The organism is Streptomyces sp. NBC_01707, from assembly GCF_041438805.1.
Lineage (GTDB): Bacteria > Actinomycetota > Actinomycetes > Streptomycetales > Streptomycetaceae > Streptomyces.
Map to the genome: position 1 here is coordinate 5,480,850 of NZ_CP109190.1, position 25,473 is coordinate 5,506,322.

Annotated in this window: 24 protein-coding genes; 10 read left to right on the forward strand and 14 right to left on the reverse strand. The window is 69.5% G+C overall.

Annotated elements, in window-relative coordinates; genetic code table 11:
- The first annotated feature begins 106 nt into the window (after nt 1-106).
- The 4 genes from OG963_RS24665 (at nt 107) to OG963_RS24680 (ending at nt 5,129) form a co-directional block, all read left to right on the forward strand.
- The gene (locus OG963_RS24665) at nt 107-2,398 is read left to right on the forward strand and encodes an alpha/beta hydrolase (RefSeq protein ID WP_371799462.1); all 2,292 of its coding nucleotides are present in this window, start codon (nt 107-109) and stop codon (nt 2,396-2,398) included.
- Complete coding sequence (locus OG963_RS24670; RefSeq protein WP_371799463.1) at nt 2,395-2,961, forward strand: hypothetical protein; 567 nt, start codon at nt 2,395-2,397, stop codon at nt 2,959-2,961. The genes OG963_RS24665 and OG963_RS24670 overlap by 4 nt, the downstream gene beginning before the upstream one ends.
- 108 nt (nt 2,962-3,069) lie before the next feature.
- Nucleotides 3,070-4,080 (forward strand): bifunctional lytic transglycosylase/C40 family peptidase, encoded by a 1,011-nt coding sequence (locus OG963_RS24675; protein WP_093778028.1) that lies wholly within the window; start codon nt 3,070-3,072, stop codon nt 4,078-4,080.
- A 320-nt stretch (nt 4,081-4,400) separates the two neighbouring features.
- The gene (locus OG963_RS24680) at nt 4,401-5,129 is read left to right on the forward strand and encodes a phosphatase PAP2 family protein (protein ID WP_030924968.1); all 729 of its coding nucleotides are present in this window, start codon (nt 4,401-4,403) and stop codon (nt 5,127-5,129) included.
- Between the two features lie 90 nt (nt 5,130-5,219).
- On the opposite strand, the gene OG963_RS24685 is transcribed toward OG963_RS24680, so the two are convergent.
- Together OG963_RS24685 and OG963_RS24690 are read right to left on the reverse strand one after the other, a co-directional pair.
- Nucleotides 5,220-6,815, reverse strand: coding sequence for an FAD-binding oxidoreductase (locus OG963_RS24685; RefSeq protein WP_093778026.1), 1,596 nt, complete (start codon nt 6,813-6,815; stop codon nt 5,220-5,222).
- A 103-nt stretch (nt 6,816-6,918) separates the two neighbouring features.
- Nucleotides 6,919-7,113 (reverse strand): hypothetical protein, encoded by a 195-nt coding sequence (locus OG963_RS24690; protein ID WP_030924973.1) that lies wholly within the window; start codon nt 7,111-7,113, stop codon nt 6,919-6,921.
- 134 nt (nt 7,114-7,247) lie between these two features.
- On the opposite strand from OG963_RS24690, the gene OG963_RS24695 reads away from it, so the two are divergent.
- Together OG963_RS24695 and OG963_RS24700 are read left to right on the forward strand one after the other, a co-directional pair.
- Nucleotides 7,248-8,168 carry a hypothetical protein gene (locus tag OG963_RS24695; RefSeq protein WP_093931293.1) on the forward strand — a complete coding sequence of 307 codons (921 nt, stop codon included), beginning with the start codon at nt 7,248-7,250 and terminating at the stop codon, nt 8,166-8,168.
- A gap of 128 nt (nt 8,169-8,296) precedes the next feature.
- Nucleotides 8,297-8,497, forward strand: coding sequence for a hypothetical protein (locus OG963_RS24700; protein ID WP_093778098.1), 201 nt, complete (start codon nt 8,297-8,299; stop codon nt 8,495-8,497).
- A gap of 70 nt (nt 8,498-8,567) precedes the next feature.
- Here OG963_RS24700 and OG963_RS24705 read toward each other — a convergent pair whose 3' ends face one another.
- Entirely contained in the window at nt 8,568-8,933 is a 366-nt protein-coding gene (locus tag OG963_RS24705) for a metal-sensitive transcriptional regulator (protein WP_030924978.1), read from the reverse strand.
- A 201-nt stretch (nt 8,934-9,134) separates the two neighbouring features.
- On the opposite strand from OG963_RS24705, the gene OG963_RS24710 reads away from it, so the two are divergent.
- Together OG963_RS24710 and OG963_RS24715 are read left to right on the forward strand one after the other, a co-directional pair.
- The gene (locus OG963_RS24710; protein ID WP_030924980.1) at nt 9,135-9,755 is read left to right on the forward strand and encodes a DUF47 domain-containing protein; all 621 of its coding nucleotides are present in this window, start codon (nt 9,135-9,137) and stop codon (nt 9,753-9,755) included.
- 5 nt (nt 9,756-9,760) lie between these two features.
- A complete protein-coding gene (locus tag OG963_RS24715; protein ID WP_030924981.1) occupies nt 9,761-10,759 on the forward strand; it encodes an inorganic phosphate transporter in 999 nt (332 codons plus the stop codon).
- A 286-nt stretch (nt 10,760-11,045) separates the two neighbouring features.
- On the opposite strand, the gene pstB is transcribed toward OG963_RS24715, so the two are convergent.
- The 11 genes from pstB to mshD form a co-directional block, all read right to left on the reverse strand.
- On the reverse strand, nt 11,046-11,822 hold the full coding sequence (pstB, locus tag OG963_RS24720) for a phosphate ABC transporter ATP-binding protein PstB (RefSeq protein WP_030924985.1): 777 nt from the start codon (nt 11,820-11,822) through the stop codon (nt 11,046-11,048).
- Nucleotides 11,823-11,849: 27 nt separating this feature from the next.
- A complete protein-coding gene (pstA, locus tag OG963_RS24725; RefSeq protein ID WP_093778022.1) occupies nt 11,850-12,935 on the reverse strand; it encodes a phosphate ABC transporter permease PstA in 1,086 nt (361 codons plus the stop codon).
- Complete coding sequence (gene pstC, locus OG963_RS24730) at nt 12,932-13,930, reverse strand: phosphate ABC transporter permease subunit PstC (protein ID WP_030924988.1); 999 nt, start codon at nt 13,928-13,930, stop codon at nt 12,932-12,934. The genes pstA and pstC overlap by 4 nt, the downstream gene beginning before the upstream one ends.
- Nucleotides 13,931-14,087: 157 nt before the next feature.
- A complete protein-coding gene (pstS, locus tag OG963_RS24735) occupies nt 14,088-15,224 on the reverse strand; it encodes a phosphate ABC transporter substrate-binding protein PstS (RefSeq protein WP_093778020.1) in 1,137 nt (378 codons plus the stop codon).
- Between the two features lie 278 nt (nt 15,225-15,502).
- Complete coding sequence (locus tag OG963_RS24740; RefSeq protein WP_093778018.1) at nt 15,503-15,916, reverse strand: NUDIX hydrolase; 414 nt, start codon at nt 15,914-15,916, stop codon at nt 15,503-15,505.
- A complete protein-coding gene (locus OG963_RS24745) occupies nt 15,913-16,959 on the reverse strand; it encodes a CHAD domain-containing protein (RefSeq protein ID WP_319329558.1) in 1,047 nt (348 codons plus the stop codon). The genes OG963_RS24740 and OG963_RS24745 overlap by 4 nt, the downstream gene beginning before the upstream one ends.
- Complete coding sequence (locus tag OG963_RS24750; RefSeq protein ID WP_030924999.1) at nt 16,946-19,192, reverse strand: RNA degradosome polyphosphate kinase; 2,247 nt, start codon at nt 19,190-19,192, stop codon at nt 16,946-16,948. The genes OG963_RS24745 and OG963_RS24750 overlap by 14 nt, the downstream gene beginning before the upstream one ends.
- 275 nt (nt 19,193-19,467) lie before the next feature.
- Nucleotides 19,468-20,460 carry an ABC transporter permease gene (locus OG963_RS24755; RefSeq protein ID WP_371799464.1) on the reverse strand — a complete coding sequence of 331 codons (993 nt, stop codon included), beginning with the start codon at nt 20,458-20,460 and terminating at the stop codon, nt 19,468-19,470.
- Nucleotides 20,457-21,353, reverse strand: a complete 897-nt coding sequence (locus tag OG963_RS24760; protein ID WP_319329565.1) for an ABC transporter ATP-binding protein — start codon at nt 21,351-21,353, stop codon at nt 20,457-20,459. The genes OG963_RS24755 and OG963_RS24760 overlap by 4 nt, the downstream gene beginning before the upstream one ends.
- Nucleotides 21,350-21,757, reverse strand: coding sequence for a GntR family transcriptional regulator (locus tag OG963_RS24765; protein WP_030925008.1), 408 nt, complete (start codon nt 21,755-21,757; stop codon nt 21,350-21,352). Before OG963_RS24765 ends, OG963_RS24760 begins: the two co-directional genes overlap by 4 nt.
- 132 nt (nt 21,758-21,889) lie before the next feature.
- Nucleotides 21,890-22,813 (reverse strand): mycothiol synthase, encoded by a 924-nt coding sequence (mshD, locus tag OG963_RS24770; protein WP_093778014.1) that lies wholly within the window; start codon nt 22,811-22,813, stop codon nt 21,890-21,892.
- Between the two features lie 234 nt (nt 22,814-23,047).
- Here mshD and OG963_RS24775 point away from each other — a divergent pair, with 234 nt between their 5' ends.
- The gene (locus OG963_RS24775; protein WP_319329570.1) at nt 23,048-24,877 is read left to right on the forward strand and encodes a bifunctional metallophosphatase/5'-nucleotidase; all 1,830 of its coding nucleotides are present in this window, start codon (nt 23,048-23,050) and stop codon (nt 24,875-24,877) included.
- Between the two features lie 95 nt (nt 24,878-24,972).
- Nucleotides 24,973-25,404 (forward strand): DUF302 domain-containing protein, encoded by a 432-nt coding sequence (locus OG963_RS24780; protein ID WP_037822716.1) that lies wholly within the window; start codon nt 24,973-24,975, stop codon nt 25,402-25,404.
- Nucleotides 25,405-25,473 lie beyond the last annotated feature (69 nt).

Here is a 25,473-nt window from a genome sequence, read left to right on the forward strand (position 1 = left end):
ACTTGCCGTGTCTGGATTACAAGGGTTAGCGGTTCCGGACGGTGCCGGCGCGGGTGGTGTGATTGCCCGTTCGGGCAGGCGGCCGCCGCCGAGTGTTCTGCAAGCGGTGCTGATCCTCGTCCGAGTGCTCTTCGTGGTCACCGTCGTGGGTGCGATCGACGTGCTGACGGTGGCGTCCTCGGTCGATGCGGTGGACGGCCGGTTGCTGGGGATGCTGTTGTACGCGGCGCTGCCGGGCACCGCCGGATTCGTCCTGTCGCTGTATGTGCGGACCGGTGGTGTCTGGATCTGGCGCGGTCTTCTTGCCGTGCATGTCTGGCTTGCCATCGGTGCGCTGGCATCGCTGAGCGGAGACGGCGGCGGCCAAGGCGTGCCTCAACTGGTGATGCCGATCGTCGTCGCCGTTCTTCTTTTTCATCGAAGTCTACGCGCGTGGTTCGAACTCAGTGCCGAACAGCGCGCGATCCGGAAGCCGTTCATTCTTCTGCGGCTGATCGCGCCGAGCCGGGACAGCGGCCAGAGCGCGATGGAGTACCTGGGAACGGTCCTGGTGGTCGTCGCTCTGGTCGGTGCGCTCATGGCGACGGAGGTCGGTGGACAACTGACCGGTGAGATCCGGAGTGCGATCTGCCAACTGACCGGGAGCGCCTGCCCGGCAACGGACGGGAACGTGGTGGCCGGCCATGGTGCCGGTGCGGATGGTGGGACATCGAGCGCAGGTGGAACGGGCTCCGGTGGTACGGACTCGGGCGGTTCTGCGGTATCCGGCGGGTCGGTGTCCGGCGGGTCGGATTCAGGTGGATCGGTCGCGTCCGGTGGTACCGCTTCCGGGGGGTCGGCTGCGTCCGGGGGTACGGACTCCGGTGGCAGCGCCGCCACCGGTGGCGGCGGGGGGACCGACACCAGTGCCGACAGCGGTGACTTAGCCACCCAGGCCGGCAAGGGCAGCAGCCGGCCGAACGGGACCGGGCGAGCGGTGGAGGAGGGCGGCGGGTTCTTCACGGGGCTCGTCGGCGACGGTTTGTGGGGTGATGTCACCGGCGCTGCCGATACCGTTCTTCACCCCGTCACGAGCGGCAGGAGCCTGGGCGACCAGGTGGTCCAGTACGCGCAGAGCGCGAACGACAAGTGGTCCCAGGGCGACCGTGTCGGTGCGGCCGGGGACCTGATCAGGGCTTCGACCGGTGCCGGTCGCGTGGGAGTGGGGCTGCCCGGCTCCGGATCCCGTGTCGGGGCGGTGGTGCAGCAGGCCGAGCGCGACTACCTCAACGCCCGCATCCCGGACAATGCCACGCCGGCCGGGCGCAAGGCGTGGTGGGACGGGCTGACGCAGGATCGGCGCGACCGGTACCTCGTGGTCTCCCCGGACCGGATAGGCAATCTGGACGGGATCCCGGTGGCTACACGGGACTCGGCCAACCGCGACAACCTGCGGGACCTGATCGGGAAGTTGGAGGGCCGGGGCGACGCGAAGTCGAAGAAGCAGCTGGCGGGGTTGCGGGAGATCGACCGGCAGTTGAGGGAGAACGGGAAGCAGCCGCCGATGTTCCTGCTCGGTATCGGGGACGAGGGCAACGGACGGGCGATCGTCTCGTACGGGAATCCGGACACGTCGAAGAACGTGTCTGCGTATGTGCCGGGGCTGAACACCTCCCTGGACGAGGAGTTCGCGAAGAACGACCTCAAGCGGGCCCGGGACACGGCGATCGGTGCCCAGGGGTACGACCGGTCGAGCGCTGCGATCGTCTGGCTCGGTTACGACGCGCCGCAGACCCCGGACGGGCTGGGGAGTCTGGCGGTGATGGGCGACGGCCGGGCGGTGAGGGGCGGGGCCGCCTACAGCGACTTCATGGGCGGCATCGCAGCCACCAATCAGAACAAGGACCCCCATCTGACGGCCATCGGGCATTCCTACGGCTCGCGGACGGTGGGCGCTGCGACGCAGCGCCTCGGTGGGATTCCGGGCGTCGACGACATCATCCTGGTCGGCAGTCCCGGTGTGGGTGTGGACCACGCAGTGGACCTCGGGGTGGGCGCGGGCCATGTCTTCGTCGGGGCCGCCGCGAACGACCCGGTGACCAAGCTTCCGTCCAAGCTGCAGTCAGCCGTGGGCGCCGTGGGGCTGGTGCTGGCGGGACCCGCCGGCGCGTACCTCGCCGGGGATCTTGCCGACCCGGGGGACGACGATCTGTGGTTCGGCAAGGACCCGGCGAGCAAGGCATTCGGGGCCAGGCGCTTCCCCGTGGCCGATGGACCACCGGTGATCAGCAGCCACGGCCTGAGCGCGGAGGCGCACTCCCAGTACTTTGATCCGGTGCGGGACGCCATGTCGGCCGACAGCATCGCTCTGATCGTGTCGGGCCACTCCAACCGGCTCAAGATGGAGGAACAGCGATGAAGCGAATGTTCCAGATCGTTGCGGTGGCCCTGGCTCTCGGCTTCTCGCTGTCCGGCTGCGGGAACGATCCCCTGCAGGCGACCGGTGCAGGAGGGAAGAAGGGCGCTATGGACATGCAAGGAGCGGCCGACCGGTCCGACGACATGCTCGACGCCGTGCTGAAGGCCATCGAGCCCGAGGTGCAGTGGGCGCACGGGCCGACGACGACGGGAAGCTGCGACGTGACCCGCAGGCGCACCGTGATGACCATCGTGTCGGCCGGGCGGCGCGAGGAACTCCTGGACAGGGTGGAGAAGTTCTGGCGGGAGAGCGACTACCGGATCAAGGGGATCAACAACGACAAGGAGTTCCCGGCGGTCTACGCGCAGACGAAGGCCGGGTTCGGTATCAGTCTGAGTTTCCGCGGAGGGGGGCAGGCGTTCTTCGAGGCGGACAGCCCTTGCGTGAAGGAGTCGAAGGTCGCCGATTCCACCTCCGAGCCGAACGGCCCGTCGTACGAAGGTGTCTACCCGCTGCCCCGTCCCGATGTTCATTCCGACTACTGGTCCTCGGGGGCGCCCTGATGGCTGGTCAGTGGCACCGGCGGCACCCGTGACCGTGGTGATTCGGACAACTCGCACACACCCGCGAAACTGCCCTTGAACCCTGCCCCGATGGGGGATGGTTGTGGGGTGCGTAAATTCTGGGTGGTCGGTGGGATCGGCATCGGGTTGGCCATGTGCTTCGTGGCGCTGCTCGTCGTCGGTACGTACTCCGCCGCCGCCGGCCTCGGCAGCGCCGGCAGCAACGGGGCCGTCGGCCTGGCCAAGGGAGCGGTGCCGGCGAAGTTCCAGCCGCTCGTCCAGAAGTGGGGCAATCTCTGCCCGGCCATCAACCCCGCTCTGCTGGCCGCCCAGCTCTACCAGGAGAGCGGGTGGAACCCCAGGGCCCAGAGCCCGGCCGCGGCGCAGGGCATCGCGCAGTTCATCCCCGGGACCTGGGCCGGCCACGGGATAGACGGGGACAACGACGGGGACCGGGACGTATGGGATCCGGCCGACGCGATCCCGTCCGCCGCCAGCTACGACTGCGAACTCGCCGGGTACGTGAAGAAGGTGCCGGGGGATCAGACCGACAACATGCTCGCCGCGTACAACGCCGGTGCGTACCGGGTGATCAGGGCGGGCGGCGTACCGCAGATCTCCGAGACACAGAACTACGTCAAGATCATCCGGTCCCTGGAGAAGAGCTTCGCCCGGCCGGTGGGGCGCGTCGAGCCGTCGCGGCAGGCGGCCGGGGCGATCTACTTCGCACAGAAGAAGCTCGGTACGAAGTACCTGTGGGGCGGGAACGGCACGGCCGAGCAGGGCGGGCGGTTCGACTGTTCCGGGCTGACGCAGGCGGCGTACCGGACCGTCGACATCGAGCTGCCGCGCGTGGCGAACGATCAGTACAACGCCGGGCCGCACCCGTCACGGGACGAGCTGCTCCCCGGTGACCTGGTGTTCTTCTCGGACGACCTGACCAACTCCCGGGCGATCCACCACGTCGGGCTGTACGTCGGCGGCGGATACATGATCAATGCGCCGTACACGGGGGCCGTGATCCGGTTCGACAAGATCGACACGCCCGACTACTTCGGTGCGACACGCGTCACGAAGGACGGGGCCGCGGCCCTTCCGACGGCCCTGCCGACGGTATGACGCAGGGTCGCCCGTGGCTGGAACTCTCCGTGAAGCCTGGGCCCTGAGCTGCGACGATGAGTCACTCTTCGATAACGTCATGGTGATCATTCGGTGGAGAGTGGAACGTACGCCCGCAGCGTGTCGTTCCCTGGACTGGGACAGCATGCGCACTGACCATGTGGCACTGACCGGCACAGCCACACGCATCACGCAGTAGCGATCGCGACAGGGATCGAAGCGGCGATCGAAGCAGTGGTCGAACCGAACACGGGGGTTCGTCATAAGCGGTGCACACGGGCGTGCACCGCGGCAGCAGACAAGGCAAGGGGCCGCAGCAGATGGCTGGACTCGCACTGGATGGGTCGAACCCCGACGTCAGCCTGCTCTACGACATCAACGGGCTCGCGAAGTCCGCTCCGACCTGGTTCGACCGGGTCATGGAGTTCGTCGGTGAGTACGGGATCATGCTCGGCATGGTCCTGGTGGTCGTGTGGTGCTGGTGGAGCGTTCGCCGGCGCGGCACGGCCGAGGACTCGGTGACGGCTGTCGCCGGGATCGTCTGGGCACCGCTCGCCGCCGGTATCGCACTGCTCGTCAACATCCCGATCCGGGGCTTCGTGGAGCGGCCGCGTCCGTTCCGTGACCACCAGGGCCTGGACGTCCTGGTGTCGGGGAAGGACGACTTCTCCTTCGTGAGCGACCACGCGACCATGGCGATGGCTCTGGCCGTCGGGCTGTTCGTGGCCAACCGCAAGTTCGGCTTCGCCGCGATCGCCCTCGCGCTGCTGGAAGGGTTCTGCCGGATCTACATGGGGGTCCACTACCCCACCGACGTCATCGGCGGATTCGCGCTCGGCACGGCCACCGCACTGCTGCTCGCGCCGCTCGCGATGGCGCTGCTGACTCCGGTGGTGACGGCCGTCTCCCGGTCGGAACGGGTGGGTCGCCTGGTGCGGTCGCGCCGGCCGCTGTCTGCCACGGCCGAGGGCCGGGGCGGGGCGCTCGGGATCCCCGAGCCGCGCCCGGGGTCGGGCGGCGGCGTCGGCGAGAAGGATCTGGCCGCGTAGACGGTAGATGTGGGGCGTCCGGATCGGCCAGGTGTCGACCGGGACGCCCGGCGGCGGGCCGGGATTCGTTCCGCGGCCCGCCGCCCCGCGTCACAGCGCCTGCGGGAACGTGAACAGCCGCCCGGGGTCGTACTGCTTCTTCAGACGGGTCAGACGGCTGCCCGCCGTGCCGTAGTACGCCTGCCGCCAGTCGCGCAGCGTCGGGTCGATGTAGTTCTGGTACGCCGCTCCTGACGCGTAGGGGTGCATCGCCGCGTGTGTGCTTTTCAGCCAGTTCTGCTGGGCGGTTCCCGCCGTCCCGGGGCGCCAGGAGCCGATGTACTGGGCGAGCATCCGGGAGCGGCGGTGGACGAAGGCCGTCGAGTCCGGGGCGACCCGGTTGATCGCCCCGCCGAGCGCCGTCAGTGCGATCGATCCGCCGCCACCGCTGGGGCTCACGCCGATCCGGGTGAACGCCTCGGCCCGGTGGAGCAGGGCGCGAACACCTGCCGGGGACAGGGAGTGGTCGAAGAAGTCGGACGCGGCGGCGTACGTCTCGCGCTGGAGTGTGCCCTGCGGGGTGCGGCCGGGTGTCTTGCCCGGCAGATGGCACTGGGCCTCGGTGATGGTCGAGCAGCCCGCGTACACGAGCATCGAGTCCTGGAAGCTGCGGCGGCGCAGCGAGACCGAGGTGGCCGATGCGCCGATCCGGTCGGCGAGGCGGTCGACGGCATTCTGCAGGTCGCCGTAGGTGCCGAGGCTGAAGGCGGCGATCGACACCGTCGGCCTGCCGCCGCCCGGACCTGCCGCCAGATGCGCGGACGACCAGATCTCGTCCGGCTGGCTCGGGCCCCATGCCTGCCAGGCCGTGATCACGGCCTGGGCGCGTGACCAGGGCCACGACATGTAGGCCATCACGGTCTGTGGGGCCGGGCGGGTGCGGAACTTCAGCTCGGTGACCACACCGAAGTTGCCGTTGCCCGCGCCGCGCAGCGCCCAGAAGAGGTCCGGATGGTGCTTGGCATCGGCGGTGACGGTCTTGCCGTCGGCCGTGACGAGGGTGGCCGCGGTGAGGCTGTCGCAGGTCAGGCCATATGCGCGGGACGCGACACCGTGGCCGCCGCCGAGGGTCAGGCCGGAGATGCCGACTGTCGGGCAGGAGCCGCCGGGGATCGTCAGACCGTGCGGAGCGAGACCCCAGTAGACGTCGGCGAGCTTGGCGCCCGCGCCGATGGTGCCGTCCCGGTCGACGCGGGAGAGTGACGAGACGTCAATGACCAGGCGGCCGTTGCCGCTCGACCAGCCCGCGTAGGAGTGGCCACCGCTGCGGATGGAGACGGGTGTGGCGCTGCGGCGGGCGAAGGCCAGGCACTCGCGGATGTCCGCCTCGTGCCGGACGTAGGCGACCGCCGCGGGTTTCAGGTTGTCGAACCGGGTGTTGTAGAGCTGGCGGGCCGTCGGATAGGTGGCGTCGCCGGGGCGTACGAGCGTGCCGTCGAGGCTCTTGGCCAGGGCGGACCAGTTCGCCGGACCCTTCGGGGGGGCGGAGGCGGATGAGGCGGGTGGTTTCGACGGGGTGCGGGTCGTGGTGGTGGAAGAGCTGCTGCCGGAGTCGGAGCCGGAGCTGGCCTTGTTGCATGCGGTGATGCCGGCGAGTGCTGTTGCCGCGCCCGCGGTGAGCAGGGTGCGCCGGTTCGGCAGGTTCATCGGACCTCCGGGTGATGGCCTCGTCGCGGGTCAAGGTGATCAGCGACCGGGGACGTGATCGGCGACCGTGGAAGCGATCGGCGATCAGAGGGGTGATCGGTGATCAGGGGGCGGAGCGGTGCTCTTCGGCGTCCGTGCGGGCCCGGTCGCGTGAGCGACGGGCCGGACCGGTCCAGCCGCAGCTGCAGCGGGCGATGCAGAACGAGCCGCGTTCGATGGTGAAAGGCCTGTGCGCGGAGGGTGCGGTCGCTGCGCCGGAAGCGGTCGGCGGGGCCTCGTCGGTGTGCTGGTGATACACGCGTCCACGGTACTGGGGACGGCCACCCGGCGGTGACCCCTGCGGGCACGGCGTGACGGGGGACACGGGTGGTCGTTATGCGAAGTGGGCGGGGTGCTCGGGCAAGCAGTTACGTCGTTGGGGGTTGGCAGGCGATGGTGGTGCAGCAGCACAGGTCCGGAGGCGGGGCGCGTGCTGTCTGCGCCCTCGCCGTGGTGGGCGTGATGGCGGCGACCGCCGGATGCTCGGCCGGTGGCGGAAGCGGCGGTGTCGTCGGCGGCCGGGCCGTCGCGGACGAACGAGGCGGGGCCGACTCCGCCGACATCGTCCACCGGGCGGCCGAGGTGCTCGCCGGAGGTGACGGGAGGGGCGAGAATCAGCCAGGGGGGCGGGAGGTCACCGGCAGCGCCGAGGTGCGCACGTCGATGGAGACCGCGGCCGGCGGGACGCGGGTGACGATCACCGGCCGGGGCACGTACGACTTCCGCAAGCGGCTCGGCCGGCTCACGCTCGTGCTGCCGAAGGACGCCGCGGGCGAGGAGGAACACCGTCCGATCACCGAGCTCTTCACTCCCGGCGCGCTGTACATGAAGAACCGTGGCGCGGGAGTACCCGACAGCAAGTGGGTCAGGGTCGATACGACGGCTCTGGAGGACGGCAATCTGGTCACCGGCGGGGCCACCGACCCGATGGCCGCCGCCGAGCTGCTTCGCGGGGCGCGCGAGGTGACGTACGTGGGGCGGAGCGAGCTGGCCGGGGTGCCGGTCCGGCACTACCGGGGGATCACGGACATCGGGCGGGCGGCGCGGGCCGCCTCGCCGGGATCGCGCGATGCGCTGGCCGCGGCGGCGCGAGGGTTCCGCACGAACGCGGTGCCGTTCGATGTGTATCTGGACGAGGCGGGGCGGCTGCGGAAGGTGCGGCACCGGTTCAGTTTCGCCAACGGGGGGCACAGCGGCCCGGTGGTGCAGGTGGTGTCGACGACACTGCTGTCCGGGTTCGGGGCGCCGGTCACCGTAGAGCTTCCGGACGATCGGGACATCTACACCGGGAAGATCCAACAGGGGCAGCGGTAGCGGCGCGGGCGGTGAGTACGGAGCGCCTAGGCATCCGGCGGGGCCGAAATGGTCCGTCCGTGCCATGCGCGGCGCGCGGTCCGCTCCCTACGCTAGGAAGTCGGCGACGGCAGTGAGAGGTGACGTACGTGGTGACGCTCAGCGCTCGGACCGATCACGACCATGTGGCCCTTGCCGAGATCGAGCTGTGCGGTGAACTGATGATCGCGGCGTCGGCTGCGATCGGGGAACGGCTCAGTGCGGACCGTATCGACGAAGTGCTCAACGTCAAGGTGACTGCCACCGGGGAACGCACCACCGTTCCCCGGCAGAGCGAACACCGGGGATGACGGACGAAGGGGGCCGGTCGGGAGGGCGTTGCAGAAGGGGTGACGGAAGCCCACGTCAGGTGGGGTCACCTCAGGTGCGCAGGAGGCGGGCGATCGCCTTCGTGGCTTCCTCGACCTTCGCGTCGATCTCCTCGCCGCCCTTGACCGCCGCGTCGGCGACGCAGTGCCGCAGATGCTCCTCGAGGAGCTGGAGCGCGAACGACTGGAGGGCCTTCGTGGACGCCGAGACCTGGGTCAGTATGTCGATGCAGTAGACGTCCTCGTCGACCATCCGCTGCAGGCCGCGGATCTGGCCCTCGATCCGGCGCAGCCGTTTGACGTGCTCGGCCTTCTGGTGGTGGTAGCCATGTATGCCGCGGTCGTGGTCGGTGACGATCGATGTGGGGTCCGTCGCTTCCGAGGGACCCGTGGCCTCTGCGGCCTCGGTGGTGCTCATTACTGCCTCCCGTTTTCCCTTTACCCCGCCGTTTTATATACCCCTGGTGGGTATATCCTAACGAACTCAGCTGAAACGTGACCGGGGGCCCGTGCTGATCACTGTGTCCGATGCGCGACACTGAAGAATGCCGGTTAGCCGTGGCCGGATGATGCGCCTAGCATCAGCCTGACCGAATCCAAAGCATCCCGAGGACCCCACGTGCGCTTTCGTCTGACCCCCAGGGAGACGAGCTTCTACGACATGTTCTCCGCATCCGCGGACAACATCGTCACGGGCTCGAAACTCCTGATGGAACTGCTCGGGGCGGACTCTGCCTCCCGAGTCGAGATCGCGGAGCGTATGCGGGCAGCGGAGCACGCAGGGGACGATGCCACCCACGCGATCTTCCACCAGCTGAACTCCTCATTCATCACGCCGTTCGACCGCGAGGACATCTACAACCTCGCATCGTCGCTCGACGACATCATGGACTTCATGGAGGAGGCCGTCGACCTGGTCGTGCTGTACCAGGTCGAAGAACTCCCCAAGGGTGTCGAGCAGCAGATCGAGGTACTGGCGCGTGCGGCCGAGCTGACCGCCGAGGCGATGCCGAGTCTGCGGACGATGGACAACCTCACCGAGTACTGGATCGAGGTCAACCGTCTGGAGAACCAGGCGGACCAGATCCACCGGAAGCTGCTCGCCCATCTCTTCAACGGCAAGTACGACGCCATAGAGGTGCTGAAGCTCAAGCAGATCGTGGATGTGCTGGAAGAGGCGGCCGACGCGTTCGAGCACGTCGCCAACACGGTGGAGACCATCGCGGTCAAGGAGTCCTGACCCACGTGGACACCTTTGCGCTGGTCGTGACCATTGCTGTCGCGCTCGGCTTCACCTATACGAACGGCTTCCACGACTCGGCGAACGCCATCGCCACGTCGGTCTCCACCCGGGCACTGACCCCGCGGGCGGCCCTGGCGATGGCGGCCGTGATGAACCTCGCAGGTGCCTTCCTGGGCCAGGGGGTCGCCAAGACCGTCAGTGAGGGTCTGATCGCGACGCCCGAGGGGGAGAAGGGGATGGGCATCCTCTTCGCCGCCCTCGTCGGCGCGATCATCTGGAACCTTGTGACCTGGTACTTCGGGCTGCCGTCGTCGTCCTCGCACGCGCTGTTCGGTGGCATGGTCGGTGCGGCGCTGGCCGGCGGAACGATGGTGCACTGGGACGGGGTGCTCGACAAGATCGTCATCCCGATGTTCGTCTCGCCCGTCGTCGGTCTGATCGTCGGCTATCTGGTGATGGTCGCGATCATGTGGATGTTCCGGAATTCCAACCCCCACAAGGCCAAGCGTGGTTTCCGGATCGCGCAGACGGTCTCGGCTGCCGGCATGGCGCTCGGGCACGGTCTGCAGGACGCGCAGAAGACGATGGGCATCGTGGTGATGGCGCTGGTCATCGCCGATGTCGAGGGTCCGAACGACCCGATCCCGGTCTGGGTGAAGCTCGTCTGCGCGCTGATGCTCTCGCTGGGTACGTACGCGGGTGGCTGGCGGATCATGCGGACGCTCGGCCGGAAGATCATCGAGCTGGACCCGCCGCAGGGTTTCGCCGCCGAGACGACCGGGGCGTCGATCATGTTCGGCTCGGCGTACCTGTTTCACGCGCCGATCTCCACGACGCATGTGATCACCTCGGCGATCATGGGTGTGGGGGCGACGAAGCGGGTCAACGCGGTGCGGTGGGGGGTCGCGAAGAACATCATCCTCGGGTGGTTCATCACGATGCCGGCTGCGGCGCTGGTGGCTGCGGCCAGCTATGGGCTCGTTGTGCTGATGTTCGGCTAGGACGGCTGGGGCGGCCGGGCGCCGGAGAGGTCCGGTGGCCGCTTCGTCCTCGATCCCCGGACGGGCCCGATGCGCCCTCCGAGGAGTTCTCGATCGGCCTTGGCCGGTCCGGCGGAGGGCTTGATCCGCCCGTCGGCCGGCTCGATCGATTTTCCGGGTGGCCCCGATCTGCCGGTCGGGTGACCCGTCCCGGAATTGGGTCCGCCCCCGCTCCCATGTGAGGAGCGGGGGCGGACCCTTTGCCTTGTGGTGGCACCGCCATGCAGCACCCCAAGGCTGTCCTTGATCACCCGAAGCGGCCGGAGATGTAGTCCTCCGTCGCCTGGACCGACGGGTTGGAGAAGATCCGCTCCGTCTCGTCGATTTCCACGAGCTTGCCGGGCTTGCCGACCGCCGCGAGGTTGAAGAACGCCGTACGGTCCGAGACGCGGGCCGCCTGCTGCATGTTGTGCGTCACGATGACGATCGTGAAGCGTTCCTTCAGCTCGCCGATCAGGTCCTCGATGGCGAGGGTGGAGATCGGGTCCAGGGCGGAGCACGGTTCGTCCATCAGCAGCACATCCGGCTCGACCGCGATCGCGCGGGCGATGCACAGGCGCTGCTGCTGGCCGCCGGAGAGACCGGAGCCGGGCTTGTTCAGGCGGTCCTTGACCTCGTTCCAGAGGTTGGCGCCACGAAGGGACTTCTCGACGGTGTCCGACAGCCGGCTCTTCTTGTACGAGCCGTTCAGCTTCAGGCCTGCTGCGACATTGTCGAAGATCGACATCGTCGGGAACGGGTTCGGGCGCTGGAAGACCATACCGACCGTGCGGCGCACGGTGACCGGGTCGACGTGGGAGCCGTACAGGTTCTCGTCGTCCAGCAGCACCTTGCCCTCGACGCGGCCACCGGGGGTGACCTCGTGCATCCGGTTCAGGGTGCGCAGGAAAGTGGACTTGCCGCAGCCGGACGGGCCGATGAAGGCGGTCACGGAGCGGGGCTCCACGGTCATCGAGATGTCCTCGATGGCGAGGTGGGAGCCGTAATAGGCGGACAGACCGCTGACGTCGATGCGCTTGGCCATCTGAATCACTGCTTCTTTCGTGCCGCGTCAGCGGCCGGTCTTCGGGGCCTTCCAGCGGGCGATGCCGCGGGCCACCAGATTGAGGATCATGACGAAGGCGATCAGGACCAGAGCAGCGGCCCAGGCGCGGTCGTACGACGCCTCGCTGCCGATCTTGTACTGCTCCCAGATGTAGAAGGGGAGCGACGACTGCGCGCCTTGGAAGGGGTTCGGGTTGATCAGCTGGCTGCCGAAGACCAGCAGCATGATCGGTGCGGTCTCGCCGGCGATCCGGGCGATCGCGAGCATCACACCGGTGGTGATGCCGCCGATCGCGGTGGGCAGGACCACCTTCAGGATGGTGCGCCACTTCGGGATGCCGAGGGCGAGCGATGCCTCACGGAGCTCGTTCGGGACGAGCTTGAGCATCTCCTCGGTGGAGCGGACCACGACCGGGATCATCAGGATCGTGAGTGCCAGCGAACCCATCAGGCCGGACGGCTGGAGCTGCGTCATCAGCATGATCGACAGGATGAAGAGGCCGGCCACGATGGACGGGATGCCGGTCATCACGTCGACGAAGAACGTCACGGCCTTGGCGAGCGCGCCCTTGCCGTACTCCACCAGGTAGACGGCGGTCAGCAGGCCGATCGGGGCGGAGATCAGGGTGGCGAGGCCGACCTGCTCCAGGGTGCCGATCAGTGCGTGGTAGACACCGCCACCCGGCTCCGTGCCGAGCACGCCGGCCATGGAGTGGGTGAGGAAGTAGCCGTCCAGGACCTTCGCGCCGCGGCTGACGGTCGTCCAGACCAGCGAGGCCAGCGGAACGACGGCGAGGAGGAAGCACACCCAGACGATGCTGGTGGCGAGGCGGTCCTTGGCCTGGCGCCGGTTCTCGACGGCCGACGTCGTGACGTACGAGATGACGACGAACAGCACCGCGGAGAACAGGCCCCACTGGATCCGGCTCTGCCAGCCGGCCGCCGCGCCGGTACCGACGCCGAGCACGAGCGCTGCGGCGGCGAAGCCGAGCGGGGCCCAGCGGGGGAGCGACCGGCTGCTGAGGCTGTTCCTGGAAGCGGCCGCCGTAGGGGTGGGACGTTCCTGGATGCCGGTGTTGGCTGCCTGGCTCATGCGTTGGCCCCCGAGTACTCCTTGCGGCGGGCGATGATGAGCCGGGCCGCGCCGTTGACCAGCAGGGTGAGGATGAAGAGGACGAGGCCGGAGGCGATCAGGGCGTCACGCCCGAACTGGTCGGCCTCGTCGAACTTCGCGGCGATGTTCTGGGCGAACGTTCCGCCGCCGGGATTCAGCACATGTGCCGAGATGAGGAAGCTCGGGGACAGGACCGTGGCGACGGCCATCGTCTCGCCGAGTGCGCGGCCGAGGCCCAGCATCGACGCGGAGATCACGCCGGAGCGGCCGAAGGGCAGCACCGAGAGGCGGATGACCTCCCAGCGGGTGGCGCCGAGAGCGAGGGCGGCTTCCTCGTTCATCCTCGGGACCTGGAGGAAGACCTCGCGGCTGACGCTCGTCACGATCGGCAGGATCATGATCGCGAGCAGGATGCCGACGGTGAAGAGCGAGCGGGCGACGCCGACCTCGGTCTTGTCCAGTACGTACGTCCAGCCGAAGAACTGGTCGAGCCAGAGGTTCAGGCCCTCCAGGTACGGGACCAGGAAGAGGGCGCCCCAGATGCCGTACACGATGCTCGGCACTGCGGCGAGCAGGTCGACGACGTACGCGAGGGGCGCGGCCAGCTTGCGCGGCGCGTAGTGCGAGATGAAGAGGGCGATACCGACAGCGATCGGAACCGCGATGGCCATCGCGATGATCGAGCTGACGACTGTGCCGAAGAGCAGGACCGCGATACCGAAGACCGGCTTGTCGCCGACCGGGTTCCAGTCCAGCGTGGTGAAGAAGTTGCCCTGGTCCTCGGAGACGGCGAGGGTCGCGCGATACGTAAGGAACACGGCGATCGACGCCATGATCAGGAGCAGCAGAATGCCTGAACCCCGTGAGAGGCCCAGGAAGATTTTGTCGCCTGCGCGTCCGGGGGCCTTGGGCCTGGCGCGCTTGCGCTGCACCGGGCGCGCCGGTGGCGTATCTATCGGTGTGGTGGAAGCCATGGTCTTTCCGGTCTGTGTGGGGGAGCGGTGTCGCTCCCCTGGCGGCGGTGCACCGGATGGGGTGGGGCGGCGGGCCGGCCCGGAGGGGTGCACCGGGCCGGCTGCCGTGTGTTGCCTGTGGAGCTGATTCAGCTGGTGTTACGGGTGTTGCTTCTGGTTACGAGAGGGACGCGATGGTCTCGCGGACCTTGGCGTTGATCTCGGTCGGGATCGGCGCGTAACCGGCGTCGGTGAGGAGCTTCTGGCCCTCGTCACCGGCGGTGTAGTTGAGGAAGGACTTGACCGTGGAGAGCGTCTCGGCCTTGTTGCCCGTGTCGCAGACGACCTCGTACGTCACCAGGACGATCGGGTAGGCACCCTCGGCCTTGGTGGTGTAGTCGAGGTCGAGCGCCAGGTCCTTGCCGGTGCCCGCGATCTTGGCGGCGGCGATGGCCTTGGAGGCGTTCTCCGAGGAGGCCTTGACCGGGGCGGCGCCACCGGTGTTGATGTCGACCGTGGAGATGGACTGCGAAGAGGCGTACGAGAGCTCGAAGTAACCGATCGAGCCGTCGACCTGCTTCACCTGGGCGGCGACTCCGGCGGAGCCGGACGCGGCCTGGCCACCGGGGGCCGGCCACTTCTTCTCGGGCTCGTACTTCCAGTCGCTCGGCGCGGTGGCGGCGAGGTACTTGCCGAGGTTCTGCGTGGTGCCGGAGTCCTCGGAGCGGTGGAAGGCCTGGATCGCCTTGTTCGGAAGCTTCACGCCGTCGTTGAGCTTGGCGATCGCGGTGTCGTTCCACTTCTTGATCTTGCCGTCGAAGATCTTGGCAAGGGTGGGGGCGTCCAGCGTCAGGCTGTCGACACCCTCGAGGTGGAAGCCGATCGCGATCGGGCCGCCGACCATCGGGAGGTTGATGCCCTGGCCGGTCTTGCAGATCTTCTTCGAGTCGGCGACCTCTTCGGGCTTCAGCGCCGAGTCGGAGCCGGCGAAGCCGACGGTGCCCTGGTTGAAGGCGATGATGCCCTCACCGGAGGACGACGCCTTGTAGTTGATCTCCACGCCCTTGCAGCCGGCCATGTAGTCCTTGACCCAGAGGTCCATGGCGTTCTTCTGTGCGCTGGAGCCGGATGCGAGCAGCTGACCCTTGGCGTCGTCGCACTTCACGTCGGACGCGGCGCTCGTCTTCTCGCCGCTGCCGCCGGTGGTGCTGCCGGTGTTGTTGTCCGAACCGCACGCCGTGAGGACCAGGGCGCTGGAGACGGCGAGGGCACCGAGCGCGGTGGCACGAAGCCGGTTCTTGCGCTGAAGCTTCACTTTCGGGTTTTTCCTTCCAGGAGCCGCCGAGGTCTTGTTCGTTCTACGACGGCGTGCGATGTGGTGGGTGGTGCGGCGTTTCGCCGCGCACCGTGCACTGCCGAAATTAGGCAGAACAGGTGAAGTGGCCTACGGGGGAGAGTGAACGGAAGGTGAACCGTGGCGGGCGGTGCGGTGCGGCCATCGCGTTGCGGTTGCGGGATGAGCGCGGAGCGTGTGGTGAACGGGGCCCGGTGTGGCCCACGGCCCCTCGATCGCCGGGTGGCTTGAAAGCGCCCCTATGCCGTCGGCGGGGCGGTCAGCAGTGCGTCCAGCAAGGCGCGGTCACGGGGCTGGGTGAGGCGGGTGCGGGCCGCTTCCGGGGAGAGCCAGAGGATGCGGTCCACCTCGTCGCCCGGGACGAACGCGCCGTCCGTCGCCTCGGCCGCCCAGTACGTGACTTCCTTGGGCCGGCCGTTCGCGACGTACCGGACGGTGGGCAGCGGGGCACCCGGTACGCAGTGGTGCCCGGTCTCCTCGAGGACCTCGCGCAGGGCGGCGTCCCTCGCCGGCTCGCCACGCTTGAGCTTGCCCTTCGGGTGCGACCAGTCGTCGTAGCGGGGCCGGTGGACCAGGCAGATCTCCAGCTCTCCGGAGTGCGGCGACCGGCGCCACAGCACGCACCCCGCGGCCTGCACGGCCGTACCGGTCATGGCGCGGTCACGGCCGCCGCATACGGCCAGGTCTCACGGAAAACCCCACGGGCCGTCTCCACCTCGTGCCGCTGGTCGGCGTGGAGCACCCCCAGGGCGTACGCGGTGGCCGGCGCGATCCGGGGTGTGCGGGCCGCCGCTGCCGCCGCCGCGGCCGCCTCCGCCGCGTCCCGGTGCACGTCGAGCGCGTGCCCGGGCGCGGCCAGGACCGGGTCGGGGGTGCCGCGTACCACCTCGTGGGCATACCGGTGCAGTCGCAGCAGAAGGCGGGTCTGGTGCCAGGGCGCGTCGTACGCCTCGTTGTACGGCTCGACCGCCTCGTCCGCCGGGAGCGCGGCCACCGCACCGAGCAGCCGCTGTTCGGCGCGGTCGGCGGGCCCGTGCAGCATCTCGACGGCCGGGGCGCCGGCCGCGGCGGAGAGCGGGACCTCGGAGGCGAGCAGGGCGACCGCGTCGGCGACGGCGTGGAACCGGGACGAGCCGAGCGCCTGGAGCGCCGTCGAGTGCGCGCGGGTCCTGGCGAGGGTCAGCTGTCGCTCCAGCAGCGCCCCGGCCCGGGCCGCGCCGACATCGAGCGCGGCACGTTCCTTGGCGTGGACGACGGCCTGCTGGGCGACTTCGTGCTGGGCGGCATCGGTGTCGCGGGGTGCGCTGCCCGTGGTCTTCGCGCGGGGCGCGGGCAGCGCGGTGCCGGACAGGGCGTGCAGCGCGTCCAGCAGCCGGGTGAGCCGGGTCGCGTACGCGTGCTCGCGGGCCAAGGTGCCGGAGAGCCAGGCCAGTTCCGTACGGAGCTGTTCCGCCCAGCCCGGTTCCAGTGCCGAGCGGAAGGTGTGCAGGGTGCCGCTGATGCGGCGGGCCGACCGGCGCAGGGCGCAGGCGGCCTCTTCGGCGGCGACGGACCCGGCGTCGGTGGGAGCGCTGTTCTCGTGGAGCAGCCGCAGGCTCCGCAGGAAGTCCGCGGCCTGTTCCTGCAGGTAGGGGCCGAGGACCGCGCCCGCGGACACGTCCGTCCGGGTCGTCGTCTGGGGGTCAGGGCGTCGCACGCCGGCGCCTCCGGGCGTCAATGAGCATTTCCTGGACGTGCCGCAGCGGCTGGCCGTCCGCGTCCGTGGCGTGCCGGGTCCAGTTCCCGTCGGGACCGAGGTGCCAGGAAGAGGTGGTGTCGGCCATACCTGTCTCCAGGAGCCGGCTGAGCGCGACGCGGTGGGCGGGGTCCGTGACGCGGACCAGCGCTTCGATCCGGCGGTCGAGGTTGCGGTGCATCATGTCGGCGCTGCCGAACCACACTTCGGGTTCGCCGCCGTTGCCGAACGAGAAGACCCGGGAGTGTTCGAGGAAGCGGCCCAGTATCGAGCGGACCCGGATGTTCTCGGAGAGGCCGGGGACGCCGGGGCGGATCGCGCAGATGCCGCGTACCCAGATGTCCACCGGCACGCCCGCCTGGGCGGCCCGGTAGCAGGCGTCGATGATCGCTTCGTCGACCATCGAGTTGACCTTGAAGCGCACGTAGGCGGGGCGCCCGGCTCGCTGGTGCGCGATCTCCTTGTTTATGCGGGAGATGAGTCCGTCGCGCAGGGACTTCGGGGCGACGAGCAGCCGACGGTACGTCTCGCGGCGGGAGTAGCCGGAGAGCCGGTTGAACAGGTCGGAGAGATCCGCCCCGACCTGCGGGTCCGCGGTCAGCAGGCCGAGGTCCTCGTACAGCCGCGCCGTCTTCGGGTGGTAGTTGCCGGTCCCGACGTGCGAGTAGCGGCGCAGCGTGTCGCCCTCCTGGCGGACCACGAGCGAGAGCTTGCAGTGGGTCTTCAGCCCGACGAGGCCGTAGACGACATGGCAGCCGGCCTCCTCCAGCTTGCGCGCCCACTTGATGTTGGCCTGCTCGTCGAAGCGGGCCTTGATCTCGACGAGCACGAGGACCTGCTTGCCGGACTCGGCGGCGTCGATCAGCGCGTCGACTATCGGTGAGTCGCCCGAGGTCCGGTACAGCGTCTGCTTGATCGCGAGGACGTCCGGGTCACCCGCGGCCTGCTCCAGGAACGCCTGGACGGAGGTGGAGAACGAGTCGTACGGGTGGTGCAGCAGCACGTCGCGTTCGCGCAGCGCGGCGAAGATGTCCGGTGCGGAGGCGGACTCGACCTCGGCGAGATCGCGGTGGGTGCCCGCGATGAACTTGGGGAACTTCAGCTCCGGCCGGTCCAGCGACGCTATGCCGAACAGTCCGGTGAGGTCGAGCGGTCCGGGCAGCGGGTAGACCTCGGCGTCGGACACCTTGAGCTCGCGGACCAGCAGGTCCAGGACGTACGGGTCGATGGACTCCTCGACCTCCAGGCGCACCGGCGGGCCGAAACGGCGCCGCATGAGCTCCTTCTCCAGGGCCTTGAGGAGGTTCTCGGCGTCGTCCTCCTCGACCTCCAGGTCCTCGTTCCGGGTGACCCGGAACATGTGGTGGGCAAGGACTTCCATGCCCGGGAAGAGCTCTTCCAGATGCGCGGCGATGATGTCCTCGATGGGGACGTACCGCTGCGGAGACGCCTCCAGGAACCGGGTCAGCAGCGGCGGCACCTTGACGCGGGCGAAGTGGCGGTGGCCGCTCACCGGGTTGCGTACGACGACCGCGAGGTTCAGGGAGAGGCCCGAGATGTACGGGAACGGGTGCGCCGGGTCGACGGCCAGCGGCGTCAGTACCGGGAAGACCCGCTGCCGGAAGAAGGTGAACAGGCGGGCCTGTTCCTTCTCGGTCAGCTCCGGCCAGCGGATCAGCTGGATGCCCTCGTCGGAAAGTGCGGGCGCGATGTCCTGCTGGTAGCAGGCGGCGTGCCGGGCCATGAGCTCGCGCGACCGGGTCCAGATCAGGTCGAGGACCTCGCGGGGCTGCAGGCCGGAGGCGGAGCGGGTGGCGACGCCGGTCGCGATACGGCGCTTGAGACCCGCCACCCGGACCATGAAGAACTCGTCCAGGTTAGAGGCGAAGATGGCGAGGAAATTCGCCCGTTCGAGGAGGGGCGTAGCGGGGTCCTCGGCCAGTTCCAGCACTCGCTCGTTGAAGGCGAGCCAACTGCGCTCCCGGTCCAGGAACCGGCCATGGGGCAGCTCGTCGCCGTCGACATCGGGTTCGTACGCATCCGCGTCCGCGTCGAGGTCGGGATCGAGGTCGGCGGCGGTGGAAAGTCCGCCGTTCGCCGAGGCGACGGCATGCGGACGGTGCGCGGCGAGAGAGCCGATGGACGGCTGCGCGGCGGGCTGCACCGGGACCTCGGAGCTGGGCTGCTGGCTCATGGCCCTATTGTTCCGCGCGGAAGGCCCCTGGGGCGCGTCGGACGGTACGGAGATCGCGGGAATCGCACGGTCTCTGCCGGGAATTTTCCCGTTGCGGGGGGTCGGCACAGCTGGCTGCATCCTGAGAGGGTTGCAAGCGCGTCTGAATGGCCGGTAACGGCGACATGACGTGCAGGAAGCGGTGTAGCGGGTGCGCAGTTGCGGCGGCGGGCCGCCTGTGCGGGGTCCGGGCCGCCCCCTGTGCGGCCCGGACCCCGCTGGTAGGTCGGGGCGGATCAGCCGTGGCGGCGGCGCAGCACGCGGAAGGCGAGGGCGACGGCAGCGGCGGCGAGGACGAGCAGGATGCCGGTCTCGACCAGCTGGAGCGGCCAGAAGTGCGAGGCGGGGTGGTAGTCGGCGAAGTTCGTGATGCCGCCCCGGTTGCGCAGGCAACTCGTGAAGGACTCCGGCGAGCCGGCCGGGATGCAGTCCTTCCAGTAGATCTCCTTGCCCGAGGCGGTGAGCATGCCCGACTCGGTGTACCAGGCGTCACCGCTCGGGTAGTCGCCACCGAGGGCGCGGACGGTCGGCCAGAGCTCGTAGCGGCGCTTGCCGAACCCGAGCATGACCGTGCCCAGGACGAGGGCCGTGAGGCTCATGGACAGGACGGTACGGCGTACCACCACGGCGCACAGGGCGCCGACGGCCACGGCCAGCAGCGCATATCCGAACACGACCGGCCCGATGGCCGGGTAGACGCCCTGAGCGGACCAGGTGAGCCCGGACGGATACGGGCTCTCGAGCAGGTACGACCGGCCCCAGCGGTAGACGAGGACCAGAACGGTCATCCCGGCGGTCGCCAGGGCCGCAGGCAGGGCGAGCCGGGCCGCCAGCCACTGGGCCGGGGAGGCCGACTGGGCCCAGGCGAGCCGGAACGTGCCGCTCTCCAGCTCGCGGGCGATCAGCGGTCCGGCGACGAAGACGCCGACGAGCCCGGCGAGCAGCAGGACGGCCGTACCACCGCTCGCCAGATAGTTCTCGCCGGCCGTGCGGGCGTATGTGGTCAGGTAGGAGCCGTCGCCGCAGCGGGTGGTGTCGCCGTCGGCGCAGCGTTCGGCCGAGCTCGCGACCGCGACCCAGATCCGGAGCCCGACCACGATGCCGATGCCCAGCACCAGCAGCGCGCAGGCCGCCCACAGGGAGCGGCGGTGCTGGCGGAGGAGGACGCGGATGGGGCCCCGCAACCCGGCGGCGGGTGCGGCGGGTGCACGCAGACCGATGGCGCTCATACGGCAGCCACCTCCCTGCCGGCCTCGGCGCTCGGCATCAGCAGCGCCGGTGCCTCCGGTGACCGGAGATGCGCCAGCAGCAGCTCCTCGAGCGACGGTTCCACGGTCTCCCAGGCCGAGTCGTCCACCGGGCCCTCCCTCCGTACCAGTGCGGTCAGCTGCCGTCCCGTCGTGCGGGACTCGACGACGGTGTGCGGTGCCAGGTCCCGTACCGGACCCGTCAGCAGGGCGTGCGCGGCGAGGATGTCCTCCGTCTCGCCGCCGAGGCGAACCCGGCCGCCGTCGACGAGCAGGAGGTAGTCGCAGGCACCCTCCAGCTCGGCGAGGATGTGCGAGGACATCACGATGGTGGTGGCGTGCTCGGCGGCCTCCGCCATCAGGACGCCCATCAGTTGGTGGCGGGCGAGCGGGTCGAGGTCGGCCATCGGCTCGTCGAGCAGCAGCAGTTCGGGTCGCTTGCCGAGTGCGAGGGCGAGTGCCAGGCGGGTGCGCTGTCCGCCGGAGAGCGTACGGACCCTGGCGTCCCCGGGCAGGTCCCCGATGACGCGCTCGGCGACGGCCTGGTCCCAGGTGGCGGGGTTCAGCTCGGCGCCCGCCCAGAGCGTCTCGGTGACCGTCAACTGCGGGTACAGCGGCTTGTCCTGGGCCACGAACGCCATCCTGGACCGCGCCTCAGCGGGGGTGGTGCCCAGGATCCGGACCGTTCCCTCGACCGGCCGCAGGAACCCGGCGGCGAGGGCGAGCAGGGTGGACTTGCCTGCGCCGTTGGGCCCGACGAGCGCGCACACGCGCCCCGTGGGCAGCCGGAACGAGCAGCCGCGCAGCGCCCACCCCCCGGCCCTGCGCCGGTACTTCATGCCGAGGCCGTTCGCCTCGATCGCAGCGCCTGTCATGTGTGGCTGTCCCCCTTGAACGTGCTGTCCAGTACGGCGGTGAAGAGCGCGTTCATGTCGTCGCGCTCCAGTCCCGCCTCCCGCGCCCGGCGGGCCCAGTCGGTGAGTTCGCCCCGCAGGGGCGTGTCCGTGGTGGCCGTGGAACCGAGGGTCCGGCGCACGAACGTGCCGAGCCCGCGCCGGGCCTCGACGAGACCTTCGCGCTCCAGCTCCCGGTAGGCCTTGAGCACGGTGTTCGGGTTGATGGCGGTGGCCTCGACGACCTCGCGTGCGGTGGGCAGCCGGTCGCCGGGCTCCAGCAGGCCGAGGCGGAGGGCCTGTTTGGTCTGCTGGACGATCTGGAGGTACGTGGCGACGCCGCTGCGCCGGTCGATGCGGAACTCGACCGCTGCGGACTCTGCCATGTTCACCCCTTTCACTAATTGAGTAGTGAAAGGGTGCCGAAAAGAAGGGGCGGCGTCAAGGGACGCCGCCCCTCGGGAAAGCCGTGTCGCCCAGGGCTCAGGGCGGGCTGCTCAGGGCTCCGAACCGGCTTTTCAGGACTCCGTGCGGTACATCAGGTCCACCTCGTGGGTGGCGAAGCCCATCCGTTCGTACACCGTCAGGGCCGCCTTGTTGTCCGCGTCCACGTAGAGCATCGCGGTCGGCAGCCCCTCTGCGGCCAGATGGCGCAGCCCGATCGCGGTGAGCGCCTTGCCGAGGCCGCCGCCCTGCGCGTCGGGCCGGATGCCGAGGACGTACACCTCGCCGAGTTGCTCCTCGGCGTGCACTTTGGTCCAGTGGAAACCGATCAGCTCGCCGTCGCGCTCGGCCAGGAAGAAGCCCTTCGGGTCGAACCACGGCTCCGACTTGCGGTCGTCCAGGTCGCGCTGGGTGAGCGTCCCCTGCTCGGGGTGGTGGGCGAAAGCGGCGCTGTTCACCGTGAGCCACGCGGCATCGTCCTGGCCGGGCACGAAGGTGCGGATGGTGACGCCAGGCGGCAGTACGGGCTCCGCCATGTCCAGCGGGCTCAAGGTGCGGCGCAGCTGACGCAGCTCACGGAAGAGGGAGAGGCCGAGGACCTGGGCGAGGTGGCGCGCCGCGGACTTCCCGCCGTGCGCCCAGACGCGCAGCCGCTTCCCGGTCGCGGCGAGCAGGGCGGCACCCAGCGCCCGGCCGTGCCCCTGGCCGCGGTGCGCGGGGTGCACGACCAGCTCGGCGGCCGGCGCCTCGACGGGGTCGGTGTCCTCCAGCTGCGCGTACCCGACGAGGGTGCCCGAGCTGGTGAGCAGAAGGTGGCGCACACCCTCCCGGCGCCCGCCCCTGAGCTGCAGCCGGCCCTGCTCGGAGACCGCGGGCCTGCCGTCGGCGCGAGTCGCTTCGTCGAGCAGATCGAGAACGGCTCCGGCCTGGTCGGCGGAGAGCACGTCGAGCGTCCGGATCTCACGCCCGGGGGCGGGGAGGGGTACATCAGTCGTCATGCGTACGAGCGTACGGCGGGGCGAGGCCGTGAGGGGGGACAGCGGGGTGTCGCGGGGCTCGGCCATTGCCGTGACGTTTTCGACCGGACAGGTGCGAGCTGTGGGCGGTGCGGGGGAGTTGATCCCCTTACTGACCACATGGCAACCGGTTCGTAACGCGAAACACCTGTCGCGCTACGCGCGTTGACTCTAGGCTGCGGGCCGAACCCTCCCGCTGAACTCACAAGGGGACCGATGTCAGCGACACCGCAGAAGAACCGCGCGTCACGGCGGGTGCTCGCCGCCGCGGCCGGGCTGGCCACCGTCGGCGCACTCGTCGCGGCGATGCCTGCCGGCGCCCAGGACCGCGGTCACGGGCACCACACGCCCGCGCGCACCGTCGACGTCCAGCTGCTGTCCTTCAACGACCTGCACGGCAACCTGGAGCCGCCGGCCGGTTCGGCCGGCAACGTCACCGAGACGCAGGCCGACGGCACGACGAAGACGATCCCGGCCGGTGGTGTCGAGTACCTCGCCTCCTCGCTGCGCACGGCGCGCAAGGGCCACCCGTACTCCATCACCGCGGCCGGCGGCGACATGGTGGGCGCGAGCCCGCTGCTGTCCGGGCTCTTCCACGACGAACCGACCATCGAGGCGCTCAACAAGATAGACCTCGATGTGACGAGCGTCGGCAACCACGAGTTCGACGAGGGCGCCGTCGAGCTGGCCCGCCTCCAGAACGGCGGCTGCCACCCCGTCGAGGGGTGCTACGAGCAGGGCAAGAAGTTCCAGGGCGCGGACTTCCCGTACCTCGCCGCCAATGTGACGGACGAGAAGACCGGCAAGCCGATCCTCAAGCCGTACACGGTGTGGAAGAAGAACGGCGTCAAGATCGGCTTCATCGGGGTGACCCTGGAGGGCACGCCGAACATCGTCACCGCCAACGGCGTCAAGGGCCTGAAGTTCCACGACGAGATCGAGACGGTCAACAAGTACGCCAAGGAGCTCGACCGGCAGGGCGTGAAGTCCATCGTCGCGCTCATCCACGAGGGCGGGGCCCCGGCCTCCTCCTCGTACAACTACAACTGCGACAGCCCCGGCGCCGGTGACGGCATCTCGGGGCCGATCGTGGACATCGCCAAGGGCATCAGCCCGAAGGTCGACGCGCTGGTCACGGGTCACACGCACCAGGCGTACGTGTGCACCGTGCCGGACCCGGCGGGCAACCCGCGCCTGGTCACCTCGGCGGCGTCGTTCGGCAAGCTGTACACGGACACGACCCTGACGTACGACCGCCGCACCAAGGACATCGTGCGTACGTCGGTGAAGTCGTCGAGCTCCTCGAACCCGACCTCGGCGAACCACATCGTCACCCGGGACCAGCCCAAGGCCACCGACATGACGGCCCTGATCGCCCGCTGGAACATCCTCGCGGCCCCGATCGCGAACAGGCCGCAGGGCTTCATCAGCGCCGACATCAACGGCCGCGGTTCCACGGCCCCCGAGAAGCCGCTCGGCAACCTCATCGCCGACGCGCAGCTGGAGGGCCTCGCGCCGGCGGACAAGGGCGGGGCGGTCGTCGCCTTCATGAACCCGGGCGGCATCCGGGCGGACCTGGTGTACAAGTCGACCGGCAGTGAGGGCGACGGGGTGGTGACGTACGGCGAGTCGTTCACCGTGCAGCCCTTCACCAACATGATGAATGTCGTCAATCTGACCGGTGCCCAGCTGATCAGCGCGCTCCAGCAGCAGGTCAGCGGCGCCAACGAGGCCAGCCCGAAGATCCTTCAGGTGTCCAAGGGCCTCACGTACACGCTCGACATGACGAAGACGGGCGCGGCCCGCGTCGTCGTCGACACGATCAAGCTGAACGGTGCGGCGATCGACCCGGCCAAGACGTACCGCGTCGCGATGAACGAGTTCCTCGCGGGCGGCGGCGACGGCTTCGCGGCGCTCGGACAGGGCACCGACAAGCTGGTCGGCGCGTCCGACCTGGATCTGTTCAACGCGTACCTGGCGGCGCACTCCACGGCCACGGCGCCGCTGGCACCGCCGGCCACGGACCGGATCACGGTCATCCAGTAGGTCCGGGGATCGAGTGAGCGGGGCGGTGGGCCATCCGGCCCACCGCCCCGCTGTCGTCACGGGTTCGGGCCCGGGCCTCGCCTAGTGTCGGAAACATGACTGCAGAAGCCGAAGCGGACGCGGACGACGGCCTGGTCACCGTCGCCTGCAACGGGTCCGTCCGCGAAACGATCGACCGGCTCCAGGAGGCGATCACCGCCTCGGGCTTCCAGGTGTTCGCACGGATCGACCATGCGGACCATGCCGCCCGCATCGGCCTGGAACTCAGGCCCACCGAGCTGCTCATCTTCGGCAAGCCCGAGGGCGGCACGCAGCTGATGCAGGACCGGCAGACCGCCGGCATCGACCTCCCGTCAAAGGCGCTGGCCTGGCAGGACGCCGCCGGTGACACCTGGGTGACCTGCAACGACGCCTCATGGCTCGCCGCCCGCCACGGTCTGGGGCCGGCGAGCGAGGCGGGCGTCGCCGCGGTGGAGGCGAGCACCGTGGCGGCGGTACGTCAGGCGACGGGCCCGGCCACGGTCTAGGGGCGGCGGGCGCCCGTGTCCGGGCCACGCGGCCCCGTTCCCGTTATGGCGTGTACCCGTCATACTCCG

Coding starts and splice junctions, on each gene's coding strand:
- OG963_RS24670 (WP_371799463.1), top strand. CDS start 2,395: ATGAAGCGAATGTTCCAGATCGTTGCGGTGGCCCTGGCTCTCGGCTTC.
- OG963_RS24680 (WP_030924968.1), top strand. CDS start 4,401: ATGGCTGGACTCGCACTGGATGGGTCGAACCCCGACGTCAGCCTGCTC.
- OG963_RS24685 (WP_093778026.1), bottom strand. CDS start 6,815: ATGAACCTGCCGAACCGGCGCACCCTGCTCACCGCGGGCGCGGCAACA.
- OG963_RS24695 (WP_093931293.1), top strand. CDS start 7,248: ATGGTGGTGCAGCAGCACAGGTCCGGAGGCGGGGCGCGTGCTGTCTGC.
- OG963_RS24705 (WP_030924978.1), bottom strand. CDS start 8,933: ATGAGCACCACCGAGGCCGCAGAGGCCACGGGTCCCTCGGAAGCGACG.
- pstB (WP_030924985.1), bottom strand. CDS start 11,822: ATGGCCAAGCGCATCGACGTCAGCGGTCTGTCCGCCTATTACGGCTCC.
- pstA (WP_093778022.1), bottom strand. CDS start 12,935: ATGAGCCAGGCAGCCAACACCGGCATCCAGGAACGTCCCACCCCTACG.
- pstC (WP_030924988.1), bottom strand. CDS start 13,930: ATGGCTTCCACCACACCGATAGATACGCCACCGGCGCGCCCGGTGCAG.
- OG963_RS24740 (WP_093778018.1), bottom strand. CDS start 15,916: ATGACCGGTACGGCCGTGCAGGCCGCGGGGTGCGTGCTGTGGCGCCGG.
- OG963_RS24750 (WP_030924999.1), bottom strand. CDS start 19,192: ATGAGCCAGCAGCCCAGCTCCGAGGTCCCGGTGCAGCCCGCCGCGCAG.
- OG963_RS24755 (WP_371799464.1), bottom strand. CDS start 20,460: ATGAGCGCCATCGGTCTGCGTGCACCCGCCGCACCCGCCGCCGGGTTG.
- OG963_RS24760 (WP_319329565.1), bottom strand. CDS start 21,353: ATGACAGGCGCTGCGATCGAGGCGAACGGCCTCGGCATGAAGTACCGG.
- OG963_RS24765 (WP_030925008.1), bottom strand. CDS start 21,757: ATGGCAGAGTCCGCAGCGGTCGAGTTCCGCATCGACCGGCGCAGCGGC.
- mshD (WP_093778014.1), bottom strand. CDS start 22,813: ATGACGACTGATGTACCCCTCCCCGCCCCCGGGCGTGAGATCCGGACG.
- OG963_RS24775 (WP_319329570.1), top strand. CDS start 23,048: ATGTCAGCGACACCGCAGAAGAACCGCGCGTCACGGCGGGTGCTCGCC.
- OG963_RS24780 (WP_037822716.1), top strand. CDS start 24,973: ATGACTGCAGAAGCCGAAGCGGACGCGGACGACGGCCTGGTCACCGTC.